The 20,438-nt window shown below is 62.7% G+C and carries 21 protein-coding genes, 1 tRNA gene and 1 riboswitch; of the genes, 12 read left to right on the top strand and 10 right to left on the bottom strand.

The features are described 5' to 3' along the window. From LDN82_RS19815 to LDN82_RS19805, 3 genes are all read right to left on the bottom strand, one after another. Entirely contained in the window at positions 1-462 is a 462-nt protein-coding gene (locus LDN82_RS19815; RefSeq protein ID WP_224165548.1) for a nuclear transport factor 2 family protein, read from the bottom strand. A 173-nt stretch (positions 463-635) separates the two neighbouring features. Further along, positions 636-709: transfer RNA gene (locus LDN82_RS19810), tRNA-Gly, on the bottom strand. 78 nt (positions 710-787) lie between these two features. After that, entirely contained in the window at positions 788-2,317 is a 1,530-nt protein-coding gene (locus tag LDN82_RS19805; RefSeq protein WP_224165547.1) for a M15 family metallopeptidase, read from the bottom strand. A gap of 214 nt (positions 2,318-2,531) precedes the next feature. On the opposite strand from LDN82_RS19805, the gene LDN82_RS19800 reads away from it, so the two are divergent. After that, positions 2,532-2,975 (top strand): SRPBCC family protein, encoded by a 444-nt coding sequence (locus tag LDN82_RS19800; protein WP_224089345.1) that lies wholly within the window; start codon positions 2,532-2,534, stop codon positions 2,973-2,975. A gap of 31 nt (positions 2,976-3,006) precedes the next feature. Here the strand turns inward: LDN82_RS19800 and LDN82_RS19795 are convergent, their stop codons facing one another. Then, positions 3,007-4,185 carry a CAP domain-containing protein gene (locus LDN82_RS19795; RefSeq protein ID WP_263422314.1) on the bottom strand — a complete coding sequence of 393 codons (1,179 nt, stop codon included), beginning with the start codon at positions 4,183-4,185 and terminating at the stop codon, positions 3,007-3,009. A gap of 34 nt (positions 4,186-4,219) precedes the next feature. On the opposite strand from LDN82_RS19795, the gene LDN82_RS19790 reads away from it, so the two are divergent. Together LDN82_RS19790 and dcd are read left to right on the top strand one after the other, a co-directional pair. After that, a complete protein-coding gene (locus LDN82_RS19790) occupies positions 4,220-4,507 on the top strand; it encodes a hypothetical protein (RefSeq protein WP_224165546.1) in 288 nt (95 codons plus the stop codon). 627 nt (positions 4,508-5,134) lie between these two features. Next, positions 5,135-5,710 carry a dCTP deaminase gene (gene dcd / locus LDN82_RS19785; protein WP_216927188.1) on the top strand — a complete coding sequence of 192 codons (576 nt, stop codon included), beginning with the start codon at positions 5,135-5,137 and terminating at the stop codon, positions 5,708-5,710. Between the two features lie 45 nt (positions 5,711-5,755). On the opposite strand, the gene LDN82_RS19780 is transcribed toward dcd, so the two are convergent. The 3 genes from LDN82_RS19780 to LDN82_RS19770 all read right to left on the bottom strand — a co-directional run bounded on the left by LDN82_RS19780 (position 5,756) and on the right by LDN82_RS19770 (position 8,913). After that, complete coding sequence (locus tag LDN82_RS19780) at positions 5,756-6,955, bottom strand: cation:proton antiporter (RefSeq protein ID WP_224165545.1); 1,200 nt, start codon at positions 6,953-6,955, stop codon at positions 5,756-5,758. Positions 6,956-6,961: 6 nt separating this feature from the next. Next, the gene (locus LDN82_RS19775) at positions 6,962-7,444 is read right to left on the bottom strand and encodes a cation:proton antiporter regulatory subunit (protein WP_216927152.1); all 483 of its coding nucleotides are present in this window, start codon (positions 7,442-7,444) and stop codon (positions 6,962-6,964) included. Between the two features lie 65 nt (positions 7,445-7,509). Continuing rightward, a complete protein-coding gene (locus tag LDN82_RS19770) occupies positions 7,510-8,913 on the bottom strand; it encodes an MFS transporter (protein ID WP_224165544.1) in 1,404 nt (467 codons plus the stop codon). 216 nt (positions 8,914-9,129) lie between these two features. On the opposite strand from LDN82_RS19770, the gene LDN82_RS19765 reads away from it, so the two are divergent. Genes LDN82_RS19765 through mnhG form a run of 6 tightly spaced genes read left to right on the top strand, consistent with a single transcriptional unit; the run spans position 9,130 to position 15,402 of the window. After that, positions 9,130-12,132 carry a Na+/H+ antiporter subunit A gene (locus tag LDN82_RS19765; RefSeq protein WP_224165543.1) on the top strand — a complete coding sequence of 1,001 codons (3,003 nt, stop codon included), beginning with the start codon at positions 9,130-9,132 and terminating at the stop codon, positions 12,130-12,132. After that, positions 12,129-12,629, top strand: a complete 501-nt coding sequence (locus tag LDN82_RS19760) for a Na(+)/H(+) antiporter subunit C (protein ID WP_224165542.1) — start codon at positions 12,129-12,131, stop codon at positions 12,627-12,629. Before LDN82_RS19765 ends, LDN82_RS19760 begins: the two co-directional genes overlap by 4 nt. Continuing rightward, positions 12,626-14,194: a Na+/H+ antiporter subunit D gene (locus tag LDN82_RS19755; protein ID WP_224165541.1), complete on the top strand. Its 1,569-nt coding sequence runs from the start codon at positions 12,626-12,628 to the stop codon at positions 14,192-14,194. The genes LDN82_RS19760 and LDN82_RS19755 overlap by 4 nt, the downstream gene beginning before the upstream one ends. After that, the gene (locus tag LDN82_RS19750) at positions 14,191-14,757 is read left to right on the top strand and encodes a Na+/H+ antiporter subunit E (RefSeq protein WP_224165540.1); all 567 of its coding nucleotides are present in this window, start codon (positions 14,191-14,193) and stop codon (positions 14,755-14,757) included. Before LDN82_RS19755 ends, LDN82_RS19750 begins: the two co-directional genes overlap by 4 nt. Continuing rightward, positions 14,754-15,032 carry a monovalent cation/H+ antiporter complex subunit F gene (locus LDN82_RS19745; protein WP_224089332.1) on the top strand — a complete coding sequence of 93 codons (279 nt, stop codon included), beginning with the start codon at positions 14,754-14,756 and terminating at the stop codon, positions 15,030-15,032. The genes LDN82_RS19750 and LDN82_RS19745 overlap by 4 nt, the downstream gene beginning before the upstream one ends. Continuing rightward, entirely contained in the window at positions 15,022-15,402 is a 381-nt protein-coding gene (gene mnhG / locus LDN82_RS19740) for a monovalent cation/H(+) antiporter subunit G (protein WP_224165539.1), read from the top strand. Before LDN82_RS19745 ends, mnhG begins: the two co-directional genes overlap by 11 nt. On the opposite strand, the gene LDN82_RS19735 is transcribed toward mnhG, so the two are convergent. Next, positions 15,399-15,659: a DUF4235 domain-containing protein gene (locus LDN82_RS19735; RefSeq protein WP_224089327.1), complete on the bottom strand. Its 261-nt coding sequence runs from the start codon at positions 15,657-15,659 to the stop codon at positions 15,399-15,401. The genes mnhG and LDN82_RS19735 overlap by 4 nt on opposite strands. A 36-nt stretch (positions 15,660-15,695) precedes the next feature. Next, positions 15,696-16,373, bottom strand: coding sequence for an NUDIX hydrolase (locus LDN82_RS19730; protein WP_224165538.1), 678 nt, complete (start codon positions 16,371-16,373; stop codon positions 15,696-15,698). A gap of 205 nt (positions 16,374-16,578) precedes the next feature. Further along, positions 16,579-16,715: riboswitch (TPP riboswitch) on the top strand. Between the two features lie 79 nt (positions 16,716-16,794). On the opposite strand from LDN82_RS19730, the gene LDN82_RS19725 reads away from it, so the two are divergent. From LDN82_RS19725 to LDN82_RS19715, 3 genes are read left to right on the top strand one after another with little or no spacing between them, the layout of a single operon-like run. Continuing rightward, entirely contained in the window at positions 16,795-17,415 is a 621-nt protein-coding gene (locus tag LDN82_RS19725) for an ECF transporter S component (RefSeq protein WP_224089324.1), read from the top strand. Continuing rightward, the gene (locus tag LDN82_RS19720; RefSeq protein WP_224165537.1) at positions 17,415-19,013 is read left to right on the top strand and encodes an ABC transporter ATP-binding protein; all 1,599 of its coding nucleotides are present in this window, start codon (positions 17,415-17,417) and stop codon (positions 19,011-19,013) included. Before LDN82_RS19725 ends, LDN82_RS19720 begins: the two co-directional genes overlap by 1 nt. After that, positions 19,010-19,804 carry an energy-coupling factor transporter transmembrane component T gene (locus LDN82_RS19715; protein WP_224165536.1) on the top strand — a complete coding sequence of 265 codons (795 nt, stop codon included), beginning with the start codon at positions 19,010-19,012 and terminating at the stop codon, positions 19,802-19,804. The genes LDN82_RS19720 and LDN82_RS19715 overlap by 4 nt, the downstream gene beginning before the upstream one ends. Here the strand turns inward: LDN82_RS19715 and LDN82_RS19710 are convergent. After that, a complete protein-coding gene (locus LDN82_RS19710) occupies positions 19,801-20,394 on the bottom strand; it encodes a GNAT family N-acetyltransferase (protein ID WP_224089321.1) in 594 nt (197 codons plus the stop codon). The two genes, LDN82_RS19715 and LDN82_RS19710, sit on opposite strands and share 4 nt — an antisense overlap. Positions 20,395-20,438 lie beyond the last annotated feature (44 nt).

The following is a 20,438-nucleotide window of genomic DNA, read 5'->3' as shown; positions in this document are numbered from 1 at the left end:
TCACTGTGCAGGCTCGACGGCGGGCCGGCCATGCGTTACGCGGTGGCTGACGCGATCCGCGGTGTCGTCAACCCGAACGAAGTGCTCCACAGGCTCCATGTAGAACCGGGCACTGTTGATGACGCCCTCTTCCACGCCGAAAATGATGACGCCGGTGAGCTCATGCGGCGTGCCATCCCGCCACGAGCCCTGCATGTGCAGCTCGGTCCAAGCTTGGTTGCCGGACACGCTATGGGAGACCATTCGAACTCTGATGTTCGGCACTCCTGTGAAGAGCTGCTCCCAGTTGCTGCGGATAGCGTCCCTGCCAGTGAAGCCCCTGGTGGGGTGGGCAGGCGTCTCATTGACGTAGCCAGGCGCGAAGCATTCGGCCAAGGCTTCCAGATCATGCTTGTTCGTGGCTTCCAGCAGGCGGTGGATGACGGCGAGTGGACCCGCCTCAGCATCGTCGGTGAGAGTCATTGGAGGACCTCCCGGATAGGTGGATGTAACTACGAGTTTAGGCTTGGTGGCCGTCGGGGTCGACGGGTGCGGGGCCTTATCTGGTGAGTGCCGGGTTTCACGCGCAAAGAGGGCCCAGGACCACACATGGTTCCCAACAAGATGACCCCCTGCCCGGAGGCAAGGGGTCATGGTGGAGCGGGCGACGGGAATCGAACCCGCGTATCGAGCTTGGGAAGCTAGCGCTCTACCATTGAGCTACGCCCGCGTCGCTCCGGTTATTCGCCGGAGCGAGTCCTAGCTTAGCGCAGTTGCGCGGGTCCTCATGACAGCCGCGCAACCATGTCTACTTGAAGAGCTTCAGGCCGTTCCATCCGGATCCAACCTGCGCGTAGGTGGTCCAGGAACCCCTGCCGAGGCCGTAGTTGTACAGGTTGCCGTCCGCAGTTTGCGCAGTGATGCCGCGCGTGCCTGCACCGGTGAGCCCGAAGCCCGGAAGCAGCATGCGCATGTACTGCCAGCCTGTGCCCACGGTGGTGGCCGGGCCAAAGAAACCAGCCCAGCCGTCTCCCCGGTAATTGATCAGGGATCCGGAAGCTGTCCTCGCCAGGATGTCGTTCGCGCCGTCGCCCTCCCAGTCCGCCATGGTCAGTTCCATGCCGTTCCAGCCCTTGCCGATGACCTGTGAAGCGCTCAGGGCACCGCCGAAGGTGTTGGCGTAGTAGCGCAGCACACCATCCGGAAAATACCCGACGACGCCGGGCCGCGGGTGCGCGTGCGTCCACTTGCCCACGGTGATGGTCATGCGATCCCAGCCACCGCTCCCCACGACAACCTGGCCGGCGAAGCCGCCGCCGGGTAGGCCACGGTAAACGCCCAGGACGCCGTTGTTCCACTGCGCAAGGATGTCGTAAATGCCATCAATGTCCCAGTCCACCACGAAGCCCTGCTTCAAGCCGGTCCAGCCCGAACCGATCTGGACGGGCGCCCCATACCCGCCTGCCGCCGTCGCGGGATAACGCAGCATCCGGCCGGAAAAATCGGCAGCTACGAGGTCGGCGCCGGACTTGATGCTCGCGGCGGCCGCCGGATTTCCGGCGAAATAGTGCTCCAGCGTCGGGAATCCGCGCCTGTTCATATCAGTGGCCAACGCGACGCCAACATAGCGCAAATGCCAGGGCTCGTAGCTGTACCCGGTGGTGCCCGTGTAGCCGTTGGGGTACCGGACGATGAAGCCGTACTTGTGGGCGTTCGCTGCCACCCATTTGCCAGCTGCTGTGTCTCCGAAGCAGGTGCTCAGGCCACAGGAACCGGCAGCATTGCCGATGTCCATGGCGAGGCCGGTCTGGTGTTCGCTGTACCCGGGACGTGCCGAGATGGTGTCCGCATAGGCCTGGCCGTAGATGCTGACGTAGTAGGAGTAAACCTGCTGTTGCTGGGCATAGGACCGGTAGCCGCTCACGATCGACAGGCCGCCGGTCCCAGCGTCCGCCGCGCCCTGGAAGAGGCCATTGAGCCAGGCAGCGGCTTCGGCCCGCATGTACTGGCCGGAGCCGCGGGCATTGATGAGGTCGCTGGGGGCGTAGCTGACGGGATTCAGTGGCCGGGATTTATTGACCAGGACAGAGAAGCTTGCAGGGTTCCCGATGGGATCCACGCTGGGCAGGGGATTCACCGTGGTAGGCGCGGCCACTTTATTCGCAACTCTGGATGCCACTGCCGTAGGGGTTGTTGCTGATGCCGCCGACGCAGGCGCAGCGGCCATGACTCCGCCAGCCACCGCCATGGCGAGGAATGCAGCGCAAGCAGCCAGCCGCCGTCGTGCGTTCCCACGGATAGAGTTCCCACGGACAAACGGATGTTTCAGTACTCGCATTACGCCCCCAATTTGGTTTTGCCAGCGGCACGAACTCTACCCGGCCCGGGACTATGTGTCAGCTGTGTCTCAGATACGCCGGCAGGTAACCATTCGGTCAAGGCTCGTTTGTCGTGTGTCGCAGGCAAGCGCGGCTGACTATTCTGAAGGTGTTAGCTGCAGTGTATGGGGAACCGGGCTACGACATTCGAACCGTACGCCGAAAGAGGTTTCCGTGGCATTTGCAGACTATGAAGTGGTGATCAGCAGGGATGCCATGACCGTCTATGGATTCCTGATGGATGGTATGAACAACTCCCTCTGGCGCTCGGGAGTGCGCAGCATCTCGCTCCGATCCGGTGTCCGTGGCCAGAAGGGCGCGGTCTATCAGCAGACGCTCACTGGCCCGGGAGGACGGCCGATCGCTGCAGACTTCGAGATCACGGAGGCCCGGCCGGGCGCAGAAGTGCGCTTCGCCGTGGTGGCCGGACCCGCCCGGCCCACGGGCGGCTACTACCTCAGCACCGAAGGCAAGACGACGCGGCTCAGGTTCGCACTGGAGTACCACCCCAAGGGCCTGCAGAAACTCATGAACAGCATGATCCAGAAGACCATGGAAAGTGAAGTTGCCCAGTTGGAGCAGCTCAAGACCGTTATTGAGTCCGCCCAGGCGGTTTGATTACCGGGCGATTTGATTACCCGGCGGTTCCCTACTGGGCGAGCTTGAAGCCACTCCAGCCGCCACCGACGCTGACCGGCGTCGTCAGTCCTCCCGAGGTGAGGTCCCAATACTCCAATACACCGTTGGTGCCCAGGCCCGCGATGCCCGTGGTGTTTGCGCCGGTAACTCCTTGAAGTGACCGCAAACCGGTGTAGTCGGTCCATGCCGCACCCACCACTGGCCTGGCCTCCTGCTTCGGAATGGCCAGTCCGCTGCCGCGATACAACCTCAGATACCCATTGGGCTCAACGGCGAGGAGATCCTGGAAACCATCGGCGTTGTAGTCCACCATGCTGAGCCGGACGGCCTTGTTGCCTGTTCCGATCGCCGCCTGGGTTCGTATGTACGTCATTCCGGAATTCTTGTAGAACCAGAGCCCGCCGGAGGCATCCATGGCCACAATTTGCGGGAGGCGGTTGTTCGCACACCAAGTACCCACGGCTATGTTGAGGGACTCCCACCCCTGGCCCAGGACTCCGGGCGATCCGAAGCCGCCAGACTGCCTGCCCGGGTACACAAGGAGCGCTCCATCCAGGTGTTGGGCGATGAGGTCAAAAACGCCGTCGCGGTCCCAATCCGATACGAACAGCTCCTTCAAACCGGTGAAACCGATTCCGATCTTGCGGACCGCGCCGTACTTGGCGTCACCCAAGGACGGATAGGAATAGACCGTTCCGTCCGGGCTGATGGATACAAGGTCTGCAGCGCTGCGGATGGCCGCCGCGCTGAGATTCACGGTAGGCGGCTGGTACTTGCCGCCGGGTTCACACACACCCACTGGATCCGTCGGCGGCGTGACCGTCCCACCCGGGCGCGTAGTGGTTCCGGCGGGCAGCGTGGTGTAACCGAAGAAGTTCACCACGCCCCACAGCGTGTAGCGGTTGGGGGTCGTTTGCCAATTGCCGTCCGTGTAGGTGATCCCGATGCCCATCACATTGAAGCGCGGATCGCGCAGCAGGGCGTCGTGACCGGGAGACCCCTTCCACCACTCCACCAATTGGGCAGCGTCACGATCCCACCTGACAGCGATGACCTCACCGGCACCGTTGTTCGGGTTGAGCGCACGCGGGTCCATCCAGAAGTTTGGCCTGTGCTGGATCACTTCGCGGCTGGCGATGCTGTCCGACCATTCCTGCGCCATGCTCGCCACCGTTGCGTGATACTTCACCGGGGCAAGGCCCAAAGAAGCGCGATAGCTGTTGATGGCATTGAACACGGTCAAGATGGCCGCGGTGTTGTCGTCCGGGAGTAGCGCGAGGGCACCGTTGTCCGGGTCGGCATCGCTGCTGGGGGTCTTGCCGGGGAAAGGGGTGGGTGAGGGGGAGGGCGTGGGCGCGGGTGTGGGTGTGGGCGTGGACGCGGGTGAAGATGGCGTGGGCGTGGCTGGCGTTGGTGACGGCGGCGCCGGCGTTGGTGACGGCGCGGAAGCCGTTTGTGACGGCGTAGATGTTTGGGTTGGTGAGGGTGTTGGCGACGGCGTCGTTGTTTGAGTCGGTGAGGGTGTTGGCGACGGCGACTCCGACGGACCAGGCCCTGCGGCAGGCGCTGTTGGCGTTGGAACGGAGGTGGGGGAAGCCGACGCGCCGGGAGGACCGGGGACGGCTGGCTCGTTGGCTTCTGGACTCCCGGAGGGAGTGCCTTCCGAGGAAGGATCGTCCGGACCCCATGAGGGACCGATGTTCGGCACCGGAGGAGGTGTCTCAACCATCGGATCTACTGCGACCGGCCTGGTCGGCGCTGCACTTTCGGAACCGAAATCCGTCCCCGAACCGGGGCCCGGCGTAGGGTCGCCAGCTGCTTCGCTGGCGGCGGGGGTCGCCCCCAAAGGTGCGGGGTCCGGCGTCGTACTCGTTTCAGGGGCCGTGAGACCGGACGGTACGCTGCCCGAAGAAGTAGTGCCGCCGCTTGGTAGGGCCTCTGTAGCTGGCAGGATTTGGCTGGACGCGGCTACCAATATGGCTAGCGCGCCAGCCAGCACGATAGCCGCAGGCGCTGACAATTTCCCCACAATTACCCCGCGATTGCTCGTTGCCCCCAAGTACGGGCGCGGCTTTACATGTCCGGGAACTATAGTCCCATGGGGCGGCCCGGACAATGCATGGGGTATTTTTGATGCTGTGCTGATCTCTGACCGCGATATTCGTGCCGAAATAGACTCCCAACGGATTGTCCTTGAACCGTACGATCCCGCGATGGTTCAGCCGTCTTCCGTGGACGTACGGATTGACCGGTTTTTCCGGCTCTTCGACAACCACAAATATGCCCACATCGACCCCGCCGAGGAGCAGCCCGAGCTGACCCGGTTGGTGGAAGTGGAAGGCAATGAGCCTTTCATCCTGCACCCGGGTGAATTCGTACTGGGCTCAACGTACGAGACAGTGAGCCTGCCCGACGACATCGCTGCGCGCCTTGAGGGTAAATCGTCCCTCGGCCGGCTCGGTTTGTTGACGCACTCCACCGCAGGCTTCATCGATCCGGGCTTCTCAGGGCACGTGACGCTGGAACTTTCCAATGTGGCGACGCTGCCAATCAAGCTGTGGCCCGGCATGAAGATCGGCCAGTTGTGCTTCTTCCGCCTGACGTCCTCAGCGGAACACCCCTACGGTTCCGGTGAGTACGGTAACCGCTACCAAGGCCAGCGCGGACCCACCGCCAGCCGCAGCCACCAGAATTTCCACCGGACGGCCATCTAGCCGGAACCGGACGGGCGTCAGGCGCTGACCGTCAAGCCCTGACGGTCAGGCAGCGGCGCGCTCGGCAGCCCGCGGCGGTGTGCGGGGACTCCTGCGCAGTGCCTTGACCACAGGCTCCACGAAGCGAGCGGCCAGCGGACCCGTGATGGCCATGATGAGGACATAAGCCGTGGCCAGGGCTGCCACCTCGTCCGGCACGGCTCCCGAGGCCACGGCCAGGCCAGCAATGACGATGGAGAATTCACCACGCGCAATCAGGGCCGCTCCCGCACGGAAGCGGCCCGGCATTGCAATGCCCGCCCGTTTGGCGGCCCAGAATCCGGTGAACATTTTGGTGGCCGTTGTCAGCAGGGCGAGCAGCAACGCCCAGCCCAGGACCGGTGGGATGGATGTAGGGTCCGTGTTGAGGCCGAAGGCAACGAAGAAGATTGCCGCAAACAAGTCCCGGAGTGGTTCAAGGATGCGGGTCGCATTGTGGGCCGTGGCGCCGGAGATGGCGATGCCGAGCATGAAGGCACCCACGGCAGCTGAGACCTGGAGGGCGGAGGCGACACCGGCCACCAGGAGCGCCAGGCCGAGCACGTTCAGGAGGAACACTTCCGAATTCTCGCTGTGAACGGCTTGGGAGACGCGGTGCCCGTGTTTGAGCGCGATCATCAGGACCACCGTGACGACAGCCAGCGCGATGCCCACCGTCTGCAGCCCACCCAGGAACCCGACACCGGCCAGGATGGCAGTGAGAATGGGTAGGTAGATGGCCATCGCGAGGTCCTCGAAAACGAGGATGGATAGCACTACGGGAGTTTCGCGGTTACCGATCCGGCCGAGGTCCGTGATGACCTTCGCCGCGATTCCTGAGGACGATATATAGGTAACGCCACCCATCACGATGGCGCCCACGAGACCCCAGCCCAGAAGAAGGGCAATCCCGGCGCCGGGGAGGAAATTCAGGACAAAGTCCAGTACACCGGCCTGCCACGAACGTCTGAGTCCGGTGACGAGTTCAGATGCGGTGTATTCCAATCCGAGCATCAACAGCAGCAGGATGACTCCGATTTCGCCTGAAAGATGGGCGAATTCATGCATGCCATCCAATCTGACGAAGCCGCCCGCACCGAAGGCCAAGCCACCCACCAGGTAAAGCGGAATGGGAGACATGCCAATTCGGCCCGCTAGCCGAGCAAGGAGACCGAGGCAGAAGACGACGGCCCCCAGTTCAACGAGGGCTAGTGCGAGCGGATCCATGGCGGGTCAGCCGTTGCGGAGGATATCGGCCGCCGAGTCGAGGCCTTCCTGGGTGCCAACCGCAACGAGCAAATCACCCGTGTGAAGTACGACGTCGGGTGCAGGCGAGGGGACGACCTCCCCTTCACGCATAATCGCGACGATCGAAACACCACTCCGGGTTCGGACCTGGGCTTTGCCCATGGGCTGGTTCACGAACGGGGAGTCAGGCGTGATGGAGAACTGGCGGGTCACAATGCCAGGTATCTCACGGTGGGCCTCTGCCAGGCGCATGGCAATGTGCTGCCCGCCGAGGAGATTGCCCAGGGTTGCGGCTTCATCGGCCGTGAGGGGAATGGAAGCCTGGCACGTGTCCGGGTCATCCCATGTGGACACGAAGAGCTCGGTCTCGCCTTCTCGAAGCTCCACGACACCGATGCGACGGCCAGAGGCCGTGACGAAATCCTTACGGACCCCAAGGCCCGGGAGTTCAGTCTCATCCACGTTCATATCTCCACCCTAACTCTGTTGGATCTGCACTGGTACGGCGTTCGCGCTCAGCTGTTGCAGTGAAGTCAGTGATCCGGCACCACGGCGATTTGCGTCTTGCCGGGCGGCTTCACTGGCAGGATCACCAGGAGGCCGGCAAGCAGGACAACCATAATGCCGAGGATGCCCCATCGCTGGGCTCCACCTTCTTCAACAATCGGAGCGGCAATTGTGATGCACAGGGTGAAGAGGGTGGGAGCCAGGAAGCTGACAGCCCTGCCCGTGGTGGCGTAGAGCCCGAAGAGTTCTCCCGACTCGCCATCGGGGGCAAGCCTGGCCAGGAACGCCCTTGACGAAGACTGGGCTGGCCCAACAAAAAGGCACAGCAGCAGGCCGAAGATCCAGAACGTATTGGCGGCAGGCCAGCTGTTTCCAAAGAACACGTAGTTTCCGTTGCCAAGCACCAGGATGAACGTGCCTGCGATCAGCAGACCCATCAGGGAAAGCACGATGACTGCCTTGGGTCCGATCTTGTCGTCAAGGAAGCCCCCGATGATGGCGCCCACCGCTGCCACGACGTTGCCGAAAATCGCGAAGAAGATAACTTCCTTAAGTTCGAAACCAAAGGTCCCGGCCGCGATCACCCCGCCGAACGTGAAGACAGCAGCAAGGCCGTCGCGGAAGATGGCGCTGGACAGCAGGAAATAGATGGTGTGGGGACTGGTGCGATAGATGGCCACGATGCGCCGGAGCAGCAGCCTGTAGGACGCTACGAAGCCCAAGGACGCAGTGTCCTTCTTCACGGAAACTTCAGGAACGGCAAACAGCACAGGCAGGGCGAAAATGAAGAACCACAGGGCCGAGAAAATGGCGACAAGCCGGATGTTCAGGGATTCTTCAGTGGATGCGCCGAACCATTCGAAAGACGGCTGGACGAAGAGTTGCAGGACCAGCAACAACGCCACGATCCCGCCGAGGTATCCCATGCCCCAACCAAAGCCGCTGACCTTGCCGATGTTCTTGGGTGTGGAGATCTGGGCCAGCATGGCGTTGTAGTTCACACCGGCGAACTCAAAGAAAATGTTGGCAAGCGCAATCAGGCAGACACCCAAAAGGAGGAAACCTGGCTGCGGGAACACAAAGAAGCACAGGGCCGTGAGGACGGCTGTGGCCGCAGTGTTGACTCCGAGCCAGAGCTTGCGCCGGCCGCCGGCATCCGAACGTTGGCCTGTCACAGGTGCCAGCAACGCGATGGCCAGGCCCGCGACGGCCAAAGCAGCACCAAGTGCGGCAGAGGCAGCGTCCTCGCCGCCGAAGGCAGACGAGGTCAGGTAAACCGTGAACACGAACGTGGTCATGATGGCGTTAAAGGCAGCGGAGCCCCAGTCCCAGGAAGCCCACGCAAGGATTTGGCCCTTCTTGGAGGAAGCAGGTCCGGAGGCAAGCTCGGATGCTGGGTTGGAGGCTTCGGGAACTGCGGCCGCGTTCATAGCCTGAATGCTATCGGGACTCTGACAGCGACGGGCAGATGACAGACCGCTATGTGGATACCGCTATGTGGATAACGCAGAAAAATTCATCCGCAGGGCCCATCGGCTCCGGCCGAAAACTGTCCGGGCCCCTTGATAAACTGGTCCAACCGAACCCAACGTATGACCGCCTGCTCCAACTTTTGACAATTCGTTTCTGACTTTGCGGAGAAAACAGTGATCACAGTTCTCGCCATCACCTTTGTAGCGGCAACTGTGGCGCCCTTGATCTTCAGCAAACTTGGTCGGAACGCCTTCTATGTCCTGGCCGCGGTTCCCGGGGTGGCCTTCATCTGGTTGGTCCTCCAGCACGCTTCTGTATATTCCAGTGCAGGCATAGAAGAAGTATTCCCTTGGATTCCGAACCTCAAGCTCGAGTTCGCGTTCAGGATGGATGCGCTCGCCTGGGTCATGTCACTGCTCATCCTCGGTGTGGGCTCCCTGGTGCTGGTCTATTGCGCCCGGTACTTCAAGAACAAGGACCCTGGGCTCGGTGGGTTCGGCGCCCAGCTCCTGGCTTTTGCCGGTGCCATGTTCGGCTTGGTGACATCGGACGACCTCCTGATGATGTTCATCTTCTGGGAGCTCACCACGGTCTTGTCCTACCTGCTCATCGGTTATGCTCGCACCCGCCTGGCTGCACGGCGTTCTGCCCTGCAGGCCCTGATGGTTACTACGGCGGGCGGCCTGGCGATGCTGGTGGGGCTCATCATTCTGGGCCAGGCCGCAGGAACCTACCGGATCTCCACAATCCTTGGCCAGGCCGGGACGCTCGTTAACGGCAGCACAAGTGGCATGGTGGGGGCCGCCGTCGTTCTCATCCTCGTGGGTGCCGTGACCAAATCGGCGCTGGTGCCCTTCCACTTCTGGCTTCCCGGTGCCATGGCGGCTCCAACGCCAGTGAGCGCCTACCTGCATGCCGCAGCCATGGTGAAGGCCGGTATTTACATCGTGGCGCGCCTGGCACCGGGTTTCGCGGAATCGCAGTTCTGGCTCCCGATGGTTCTGGGCCTTGGGCTGGCCACCATGTTGATTGGCGGCTACAGGGCCCTGCGCCAGACCGATATCAAGCTCATCCTGGCCTACGGCACGGTGAGCCAACTGGGCTTCCTCACCATGGTGGTGGGCCTGGGCAGACCTGACGCCGCCCTTGCCGGGCTTGGGCTTCTGCTGGCACATGGCCTGTTCAAAGCCGCGCTGTTCCTGGTGGTCGGCATCATCGACCACCAGTCCGGGACACGCGATATCCGGAAACTCTCCGGTGTCTTCCGCTCCTCGCGTGCCCTCGGGGTTGTTGCCGCGATCGCGGCCGCCTCCATGGCGGGGGTGCCGCCGCTTGCGGGTTTCGTGGCCAAGGAGTCCGTCTTTGACGCCTTCGTGCACTATGGAAATGGCCAGGACGCGCCCGCCTGGGGCATCTGGATCCTCGTTGGGCTCGTGATCGGTTCAATCCTCACTTTCGCCTACAGCGCCCGCTTCATGTGGGGTGCCTTTGCCACTAAGCCGGGCATAGAGCGCACACCATTTAAAGCCATCAAGCCCGCCTTCCTGGCCGCGCCCGCGCTGCTGAGTTTCCTCACGATTGTGTATGGGCTGTGGCCCGCACCGGTCGATAGTTGGATCCAGCCTTACGCAGCGCTGTTCGCGGGCAGAGAGGAAGCCGTCGACGCCGGACATCTGGCTTTGTGGCACGGGCTCACTCCCGCTTTGGGCCTCACCGCGATCACCTTTGTGGCCGGTGCCGCGATGTTCTATGGCCGCAACGTCGTTTCACGGGTGCAAAGCCTGGTTCCCGATTGGGTGGATGGCGACCGCGCCTACCAACACACCATTGGCGCCTTGGACGACGTCGCCGTGTGGGTCACGGGCCGCACCCAGCGTGGTTCACTGTATTTCTATCTGACGGTCATCCTCACGGTTGCCTTCGCAGTGCCACTCGCGGCTCTTCTCCTGAACAACAAACCGTTGCCCGACGGCGTCTATTTCATCGACCCGAACTCTCCGTTGCAGTTGATCGCGGGTGTGGGCATCTTGGTGGGCGCCTTGGCTGCTGTCCGCGCCAACAAGCGCTTCCTGGCAGTACTCATGGTCTCGGTTACTGGTTACGGCATCGCGCTCATGTTTGCCCTGCAAGGTGCGCCTGATCTCGCACTGACCCAGATGCTGGTGGAGACCATCGTGTTGGTGGCCTTCGTTTTGGCAATGCGCAGCCTGCCCGCCGAACTGCGGGACCGGACGGGTGGCCGCCTCCGGGTGATCCGCGTGATCGTAGGTGCAGCCTTCGGCATCACCATGATTTTCGTTGCCATCTACGCCATGGGTGCCCGCGTTGCCACGCCTGTCTCCCTCGAATTCCCGCGCCTGGCCTACGAAGGCGGCGGTGGCCTGAACGTGGTCAACGTAACCCTGGTGGACATCCGCGCATGGGACACCTTCGGCGAAATTTCTGTGCTGGCCGTGGCCGCTACGGGCGTTGCAAGCCTGATCTTCGTGCGCAGCCGCGGCGATCGCATCAAAACCTCGGAGGCCGTGCCGGAAGGAAGCGTGGGGCGGCGCACCGGCGTCGACCGTGACTCCCGCGACGGCGCCCGGCTGGCCGTGGCGAGGAAGTTCACGGACGTGACGCGGGATGCCTGGCTAGTTGCAGGCAGGACGCTTGCCCCTGAGCGGAGGTCCATCATCTTCGAAGTGGTCACCCGGCTGATTTTCCACTCGATGATCGTCTTCTCCATCTATCTTCTCCTTGCGGGCCACAACCTGCCCGGGGGTGGCTTCGCAGGCGGCTTAACCGCTGGCCTCGCCCTCACCATCCGCTACCTTGCCGGGGGACGCTTCGAGTTGAGCGAGGCGGCGACAGTGAGTGCCGGCACGCTGTTGGGGACGGGACTTGCGACGGCGGCAGCGTCCGGGTTCGTGCCTCTCCTCCTCGGCGGACAGGTGTTCCAGAGCGCGATCATCGAGTTTTGGCTGCCCGTCTTCGGAGACGTCAAGTTCGTCACGTCCACGATCTTCGACATCGGCGTCTACATCGTAGTGGTGGGCTTGGCGCTCGACGTTCTACGCAGCCTGGGCGCCGAGATCGACGAACATTTTGAAGAGAAGGGCGCGAAGGCCGGAAAGACCAGGGTCGCCGAGCCTGCGCCCGCTGAAACTGCCGCTTCCGGGAAGGGCAACCCATGAGCATCAACCTGACCCTCCTGATCGTCATGGGTGTGCTGTATGCCTGCGGCATTTACCTGATTTTGGAGCGGAGCCTGACGCGCGTCCTGCTTGGCTTGATGCTGCTTGCGAACGCCACCAACCTGCTGATCCTCAGTACAGGAGGGTACGCCGGCCTGGCTCCTTTGTTCGATAAGGAAACAGCCTCCAATGAGTACAACGACCCCCTGCCACAGGCGTTGATCCTCACATCAATCGTCATATCATTTGCCGTCACTGCCTTCATGCTTGGCATCATCTACCGCACGTGGGCCCTGGCACGGCAAGACGAAATCCAGGATGACATCGAAGACCGCCGCGTGGCACGGACTCCGAGCTTCGACGCGGAAGACGACGCAATTGTCCCGCTGGAAACATCAGAGTTCGTAGTGACAGCGTCCACGGCCGAGGAACGGCTGCATCCAGAGGCGACGGAAACACCCAAAACCGCATCCACCCGGGAAGGAGGCAGCGCGTGAATCTCGCAAACCTGTCGCCACTGGCTGTCCTCCTTCCGATCCTCGGCGCTGCCCTCGCGTTCGTGCTGATCCGGCACACGGCTGCGCAGCGGGTAGTCAGCATTGTGATCCTCAGCGCGACACTCCTGCTCGAATGCCTGCTCCTGGCATCCGTGTGGGAGGGAGGCACCACATCCGTCACGCTGGGTGGTTGGCTGCCGCCGTGGGGCGTGGTGTTGGTGGTGGATCAGTTCTCCTCGCTCATGCTGGTGGTTTCCACCGTGGTAAGCCTCGCCGTCCTGATCTACGCCACCGGCCAGGGCATGGCCGACGGCGACCAGGAAGCGCCCGTCTCGATCTTCCACCCCACCTACCTGATCCTGGTGGCGGGCGTGTCCAATGCCTTCCTGACAGGTGACCTTTTCAACCTCTACGTGGGTTTCGAAATCCTGCTAACGGCAAGCTACGTGCTCATGACCCTTGGCGGGACGGGGCCGCGAATCCGTGCCGGCGTCACATACGTGGTAGTGTCCGTGGTTTCCTCGGTCCTGTTCCTCATCGCCATCGCCATGATTTACGGAGCTACCGGGACCATCACCATGGCGGACCTTGCCATCAAGCTGGCGGAGCTGGATCAAGGAACCCAGAACCTGCTGCACGTGATGCTGCTGGTGGCGTTCGGGATCAAGGCAGCCGTGTTCCCGCTGTCATTCTGGCTTCCCGACTCCTATCCAACCGCTCCGGCCCCTGTGACAGCCGTGTTTGCCGGTTTGCTGACCAAGGTGGGTGTTTATGCCATGGTCCGCACCGAGACACTCCTCTTCCCCGGCGATACCCTCAACGTGCCCTTGATGGTGGTGGCGCTGCTGACAATGGTGGTGGGCATCCTGGGTGCCTTGGCGCAGAGCGACATCAAACGTCTCCTGTCCTTCACGCTGGTCAGCCACATCGGCTACATGGTGTTCGGCCTGGCCATGTCATCCGTCACGGGCCTTGGCGCGGCCGTGTTCTACGTGGCGCACCACATCACCGTGCAGACCAGCCTGTTCCTTGTCACTGGCTTGATTGAGCGGCGGGGCGGATCGTCCTCCATTGACCGCTTGGGTGGCCTGGCCAAGCTCTCGCCACTCCTTGCCCTGTTGTTCTTCGTCCCGGCAATGAACCTTGCAGGCATCCCGCCATTCTCGGGTTTCCTGGGCAAGCTCGGGCTCCTCCAAGCGGGCGTGCAACTGGGTACGCCGCTGGCCATCGTTTTGGTAGTAGGCGGCGTCGTCACCAGCCTCCTCACCTTGTTGGCAATTGCCCGCGTTTGGAACAGGGCGTTTTGGCGTAAGCCCGAGGACGCCGAGTACCCGGACCCCGTGCTTCAGACCCCAGGCAATGTAGGGGTACTTCCCCGGACAATGGTGGGTTCCACTGCGGGCCTTGTGGCCTTCGGTGTTGCCCTCACAGTCTTTGCGGGCCCACTCTTCCACCTCGCCGACGGCTCGGCGGAAATAATGTTGGACCGCACTGCCTACATCCATTCAGTCCTGGGGGACTCCGCCCAGGTGCCAGCCGTGGGTCAGCCAGGGGCTGCCAAATGAGCCGAAAACCAATCTCCTTCCGCACTGAACTCCCGCTGCTGGTATGGCTGGTCATCGTCTGGGGCGCCTTGTGGCGGGATTTCAGCCCGGGCAACCTGCTGTTCGGTGCGCTCATCGCCGTGCTCGTGGCCAAGTTCTTCTACCTTCCGCCGGTGGAGCTCAGTGGCAGGTTCAATGTTCTTCGCGCCATTTCGTTCGCCCTGATATTCCTGGGCAAAGTGGTGGCAGCGAGCTTCCTGGTCCTCTACCTGGCCGTAGTTAAGGGGCCAAAGGTGCGTAGCGCCGTCGTCGCTGTTCCGTTGCGCAGCCATTCGGACCTCATTGTGACGGCAACCGGGCATGTTATTTCGCTGATCCCGGGCTCGCTGGTGGTGGAAGTGGACCGCTCGACGTCCACCCTGTACCTGCATGCACTCAATATTTATGAGGAAGCCGGAATCGCCAGGATCCGTCAGGAAGTCCAGAAGATCGAGGCCACATTGATCCGGATCATGGGAACGCGTGAGGAACTCGACGCTCTCCAGGATGAAGCAACCCCGGGCATGGAAGGGGCAGCCCTGTGAAAGAACTCGTTCTGTTGGTGACTGCTGTCATCCTGAGCCTGGCTGCGGTGGGAGCGATCATCCGTATCGCCATTGGCCCCTCCTTGCTGGACCGCGTTTTGGCATCGGATGTCCTGCTGGCCATTCTTGGAGCCGCGCTGGCGATCGATATGGCGATGAACCGGCACCTGAACAACTTGGTGTTGCTCGTGGCTCTCGCCGTGATCGGCTTTGTAGGCTCCGTAACGTTTGCCCGGTTTGTCGCGGATCGGAGGGATCAGAGCAATGACTCCTGAACCTACTGGCGTGGATGCCGTAATCGACGCGGTGACGGCCGTGTTTCTTGTGGTGGGTGCCCTGATGTCGCTTGGCGCAGCAATTGGCCTCCTGCGGTTCCCCGACCTCATGAGCCGCATGCACGCGGCAACGAAGCCGCAAGTCCTGGGTCTTTTCCTGATGCTTGCAGCCATGGGTCTGCAAATGCGCACATGGTGGGTTTGGCCGGTTCTCGTGGTGGCCTGGATATTCCAACTGCTGACCGCACCGGTCTCCGCACACATGGTGGGCCGCTCCGCTTACCGAACCAAGCATGGGCACCGCGAACTGCTCACAAAGGATGAGCTTGAAGCGGTTGTCCAAAGGGCAGCCGGCGACGATTCTACCTAGACGATGTCGTGGGTCTTTGCGAAGCGGGCGATGGCACGCTGGGTGCCACGGCTCGCGAAAACCTGGATGAGCGTACTGACGAAGGCCGAAATCAGCGCGAAGGACAAGGCTGAGCGGAGGCTCGTTTCCATATCGTCGTGGCCCGTGGGCGGCTTGTTGCCGGTGGCCTTTTCCCAGCCCTTGTTGACCAACTTGGTGCCGACGAATCCGGCTGCAAGGCTTACTCCGGCACCCAGCAGCTTGAAAAAGAGGTTCATGCCCCCAGCCTAGCCTCACATGCAGGCGGGTTGGGACTAGCGGCGGTTTTCGCGTTCCTTGAGGAAAGCTGCCATGGAACCGCGTGGTGCCAGGACAGGAACAACATCGTGATCGGCTTCCCAGACGGCATCCACGGTTCCGAGACCGGAAATTTCCTTGAGCAGGTAATACGTGGGCGGCATCAGCTGCAATTTACCGGCCGCCTCGGCCGCCAGGATCCCGTCCACCGGCATCCAGAGTGATTGCCACGCTTCAGTGGTTTGGTGCTGGGGTGCTGCTTCCGGAGCAGGCTTGGCTACATAGAAGTACGTGTCGAAGCGCTTGGGCATGTCCGTGGGCGTGACCCAGTTTGCCCAGGGGCGAAGGTCTGAGGCGTCAAGGCGAAGTCCGGCCTCCTCCCAAACTTCCCGCAGGGCAGCGGTGAGCACCATGCCTGACTTTGCCGGGGCCTGTACAGGATCGACGGCGATGGAACTCAGATGCCAGTCTGCAGCGTGCTGTTCCAGCAGCCGGACAGGGTAATCCCATCCATCCTGGTCAGCGGCATCAACCCGGCCGCCCGGAAAGACCACCATGCCGGCGGCGAAGTCCATGGTGGCAACCCTGTGCTGGACGAAGGCCTCAAGCCCGCCCGGTGCGTCACGGAGCAGGATGACGCTCGCGGCAAGGCGGGGTTGGGGAACTGGCATGTCCGTAATGGGAAGGTCCGTCATGAATTACCCCTTTGCCGCGTCGATTCCTGCTGGATCATTGTCTCAGGTCCTGTTGTGGGGCCCGGTGTGCGTGCTCAGACCGGAGAATGGGGCGCAGAGCCGGCCCCGCAACGCAGGAGAAAGGGGAGCCAACCGCTTTGTGACTAGCCCAAGGAGCCCACGAACACCCACAGGTGTAAACTGAACCACGCCCATAAGGGCAGATTAATAACGACAGGGGAGCGCCGCCGTCGGACCTTGCAGAGATGCAGGTGACGCGAGGGCGCTGAGAGTGCGGACAGCCGCAGACCCTCGAACCTGATCCGGTTAGTACCGGCGCAAGGGAGTCGAGCTTCTCAGAGTGTCCGGATCCGGGCGGCGCAGGCCGGCCGGGGGTTTCCGGGGAGCACTTTCCCCTCCTGTACCTCAGGAGGCAGAAAAAATGACCACGGCAAGCGTGAAGAAGACCAGTTATAACTGGCGTGTTGTAGACATCGTGGTGGCAGCTTTGATTGCCATCGCCGGCGGCGTGATCTTCTGGGCCTGGTCCCAGGGCGCCGCAATCGTATCCATCCCCATGAACGCCACGTATCCGCCGCTCACCGGTTTGATCGCCGGTGGCTGGATGATCCCGGCCGTCCTGGGCATGCTCATCATCCGCAAGCCGGGCGCAGCCCTGTTCTGCGAAGCCGTCGCCGCCACCGGCGAACTCATCATGGGTTCCCAGTACGGCACCACCGTCCTCATCTCCGGCGTCCTCCAGGGACTGGGTGCGGAACTCGTCTTCGCTGCGTTCCGGTACAAGAAGTTCGACCTCTCCGCTGCACTCCTCGCAGGTGCCGGCTCGGGCCTCTTCTGCGGTCTCAACGATTCCTTCCTGCCTTGGGGCTGGAACATCGCCTACGAAGCAATCGACAAGCTGGCTTACATCGCCTTCACCACGCTCTCCGGTGCGATCATCGCGGGCGCGCTGTCCTGGGTTGCCACCCGCGGGCTGGCCAAGACCGGTGTACTGAGCTCCTTCGCGTCGCGGAAGGCTGCTTCGGAGCCCGTCTTCAACTAATGCCTGCCACGCAAAGCAGCGGCCAGGTACGGCCTGCCGCCATCACCGCCCAAGGGTGGGGATGGCGGCATGCCGGACGTTCCACACCCGCCATCCAGGACCTCGATCTCCGGATCGAGCCCGGTGAGCGCGTGCTCTTGCTGGGTCCATCGGGCGCAGGGAAATCGACACTGCTCCACGCCCTCGCCGGTGTGCTGGGTGATGAGGAGGACGATTCCGACGAGACCGGCTCGCTGCTGATCGACGGCGTTGCTCCCCGCGAACAGCGCGGCCGCGCAGGTCTGATGCAGCAGGATCCGGAAACCCAGGTAGTGCTCTCCCGGGTGGGTGACGATGTCGCGTTTGGCGCCGAAAACCTGGCCGTTCCCCGGGAAGAAATTTGGGCGCGCGTCCATGAAGCGCTCGACGACGTCGGGTTGCGCACCGCTGCAGGCGGCGGCTTGGCACTGGAGCACCCGACGGCGGCCCTCTCCGGCGGGCAGAAGCAGCGCCTTGCGTTGGCTGGCATCCTGGCGATGCGGCCCGGGCTGATCCTCCTGGACGAACCTACGGCCAACCTGGATCCGGTGGGCGTGCTCGAGGTTCGGGACGCCGTACAGCGCTGCCTGGACAAGACCGGCGCCACTTTGGTTGTCGTTGAACACCGTGTGTCCGTGTGGAAGGACCTGGTGGACAGGATCGTGGTCCTCCAGCCACCCTCGGCCGGGGGCGGTGTGCTCCTGGACGGCCCCCCGGATCAGGTGCTCACAGAGGCCCGCACCATGTTGATGGCAGCGGGAGTGTGGGTGCCCGGGTACGTTCCGACGACCCGCGCCCGCAGGAGCACAAGTCAGGAGTTGGGCGGCCATGAATCCACGCACCAGCTCCTCCTCGTCGCACAGGACCTGGCTGTTTCCCGTGGGAAGTCCCGCCGCCGCCGTTTCAAGACCATCCCGCCCGTCCCCGTGCAATCGGATATCAGTGCACAAGTACGGGCTGGCCAGGCACTGACCATCACGGGTCCGAACGGTGCAGGCAAATCTACTTTTGCGCTCACATTGGCCGGCCTTCTGGCGCCGGTTGACGGCAAGGTGAGTGCCGCCGTCGAGCTTTCCGAGGGAGCTGGAATCGACCCGTTCAAGTGGAAGGCGGATCAGCTGATTTCCCGCATTGGCACCGTGTTCCAGGAACCGGAGCACCAGTTTGTGACGGGCAAGGTTCTGGACGAGCTGATGTTCGGACCAAAGCATCTGGGCCACGGCGAAGAACGCGTGGATGAATTGCTGGAGCGTTTGCGGCTCACGCATTTGGTGGACGCGAATCCTTACACGTTGTCCGGCGGCGAGAAGCGCAGGTTGTCCGTGGCCACGGTCCTTGCGGCCCACCCTAAGGTGCTGGTGCTGGACGAGCCCACGTTCGGCCAGGACGCCAACACCTGGGCCGAACTGGCATCCTTCCTCTCTGAACTGCTCGATGCTGGAACAGCCGTTGTGTCCGTGACGCACGACGAAGAATTCAGCGCGGTCCTGGGCGGCACCGAGCTCCGGCTGGATCCAGCTACGCCGCAAGTTCCGGACCCGCACAGCGAAGCAGCCCGCCAGGAAGCCGGTGCTGCATGAGGGACGCCCTGAACCTGCGCGGCAACCACGCCCTCCTTACGCGCGCCAACCCCTTGGTTAAGTTTGTGTCCGTGTTCCTCATTTCGCTGGTGCTGGCATTGTCGATCGACTGGGTGTCCGCTTCAACGGCCCTCGTCGCCGAGCTGGCCCTGTTCCCGTTGGCTGGCCTCACGCTGGGGCTTCTATGGCAGCGGGCCTGGCCGCTCATCATCGCTGCAGCGATAGGTGGCTGGAGCACCGCAATCGTGGCGGCTGACAGCGGGGCCGTACTGCTCGACGTCGGACTCTGGTCCATCAGCGAAGGTTCCCTCCAGCTGGGGCTGGGTTTCATGCTGCGCGGCTTGGCGATTGCGCTGCCAGCGATCCTGCTGATGACCTGCACCGACCCCACCGACCTGGCCGACGCGCTGGCACAAAAGGCAAGACTGCCACACCGCTTTGTCCTTGGCTCGCTGGCCGCGATGCGCCTGGTGGGATTGATGGCTGAGGAATGGCAGACCATCGGCATGGCCAGGCGGGCCCGCGGAGTGGGTTCGCAGGGCAGTCCGCTGCAACGGCTCAAGGCAACGCTTGGACAGAGCTTCGGGCTGCTGGTCCAGGCAGTGCGTCGGGCTTCCCGGCTGGCCATCACCATGGAGGCGCGTGGTTTCGGTGGCGGGCAGAGAACGTGGGCCCGGGAATCCACTTACTCCCTCCTGGATGTCTGGGTCCTCCTGGGCGGCCTCGTCATCGCTGCCGCTGCTGTACTGGCGGCCGTCGGCGCTGGAACGTGGAGTTTCGTCTGGCGTTAGCTCTTCCGTTGGATCTTCTCGAACCTTGCCCGGGTGAGGAACCCCAACTGGGCTTCCTTTTCAGCCAGCTGGATGACGGGGCCAAGCTCGAAACACGTGGTCTCGAGGCGGCGAACTGCCTTTGCGTTGCGGGCGTCCGGCTCAACAATGATCCGGTCCTTGCCGGGCAGGGAAAACATGTATCGGATGAGGGACGTGACGAGACGTGGTGTGAAGTTGGGAATCGGACGCCTTGCAGGCGCCAGCAGCAAATGCATTCCGATGTCCTCCTCCCGCGCCGGGTATGCCTCGCCTACCGGATCGTGTAACGGTTCATAAGTCTGGAAGAGCGCCAGCGGCTCGCCATCGACCACCACCAAAAAGGCATGGTGAGTGTCCAAGGAATCAAGGAACCCGTAAATCTCCAGGACGTCCTCGCGCGAATGCTCCAGCATGCCCCAGAACCTGGCACGAGGCTGGCTGACCCAACCATGAATGAGGTCAAGGTCTTCGGCGGGAACCAAAGGGACGATCCGCAGTACGCCCCATCCGTGGAGTTCTTCGGTGTAGATCGTGGTCCGGACAGCGAAGTCCCGGGTGCTTGTGGTCATGATTTCCTTTGGGCTGGGCTGGGCTGGGCTGGGCTGGGGTGGGC

Source organism: Arthrobacter sp. StoSoilA2, assembly GCF_019977195.1.
Lineage (GTDB): Bacteria > Actinomycetota > Actinomycetes > Actinomycetales > Micrococcaceae > Arthrobacter.
The sequence above is the reverse complement of the archived record's forward strand: the minus strand, read 5'-3'. Positions and strand labels throughout refer to the sequence as shown.

Coding starts and splice junctions, on each gene's coding strand:
- LDN82_RS19815 (WP_224165548.1), bottom strand. CDS start 462: ATGACTCTCACCGACGATGCTGAGGCGGGTCCACTCGCCGTCATCCAC.
- LDN82_RS19805 (WP_224165547.1), bottom strand. CDS start 2,317: ATGCGAGTACTGAAACATCCGTTTGTCCGTGGGAACTCTATCCGTGGG.
- LDN82_RS19790 (WP_224165546.1), top strand. CDS start 4,220: ATGGCATTGAACACGGTCAAGATGGCCGCGGTGTTGTCGTCCGGGAGT.
- LDN82_RS19780 (WP_224165545.1), bottom strand. CDS start 6,955: ATGGATCCGCTCGCACTAGCCCTCGTTGAACTGGGGGCCGTCGTCTTC.
- LDN82_RS19775 (WP_216927152.1), bottom strand. CDS start 7,444: ATGAACGTGGATGAGACTGAACTCCCGGGCCTTGGGGTCCGTAAGGAT.
- LDN82_RS19770 (WP_224165544.1), bottom strand. CDS start 8,913: ATGAACGCGGCCGCAGTTCCCGAAGCCTCCAACCCAGCATCCGAGCTT.
- LDN82_RS19760 (WP_224165542.1), top strand. CDS start 12,129: ATGAGCATCAACCTGACCCTCCTGATCGTCATGGGTGTGCTGTATGCC.
- LDN82_RS19750 (WP_224165540.1), top strand. CDS start 14,191: ATGAGCCGAAAACCAATCTCCTTCCGCACTGAACTCCCGCTGCTGGTA.
- mnhG (WP_224165539.1), top strand. CDS start 15,022: ATGACTCCTGAACCTACTGGCGTGGATGCCGTAATCGACGCGGTGACG.
- LDN82_RS19735 (WP_224089327.1), bottom strand. CDS start 15,659: ATGAACCTCTTTTTCAAGCTGCTGGGTGCCGGAGTAAGCCTTGCAGCC.
- LDN82_RS19730 (WP_224165538.1), bottom strand. CDS start 16,373: ATGACGGACCTTCCCATTACGGACATGCCAGTTCCCCAACCCCGCCTT.
- LDN82_RS19725 (WP_224089324.1), top strand. CDS start 16,795: ATGACCACGGCAAGCGTGAAGAAGACCAGTTATAACTGGCGTGTTGTA.
- LDN82_RS19720 (WP_224165537.1), top strand. CDS start 17,415: ATGCCTGCCACGCAAAGCAGCGGCCAGGTACGGCCTGCCGCCATCACC.
- LDN82_RS19715 (WP_224165536.1), top strand. CDS start 19,010: ATGAGGGACGCCCTGAACCTGCGCGGCAACCACGCCCTCCTTACGCGC.
- LDN82_RS19710 (WP_224089321.1), bottom strand. CDS start 20,394: ATGACCACAAGCACCCGGGACTTCGCTGTCCGGACCACGATCTACACC.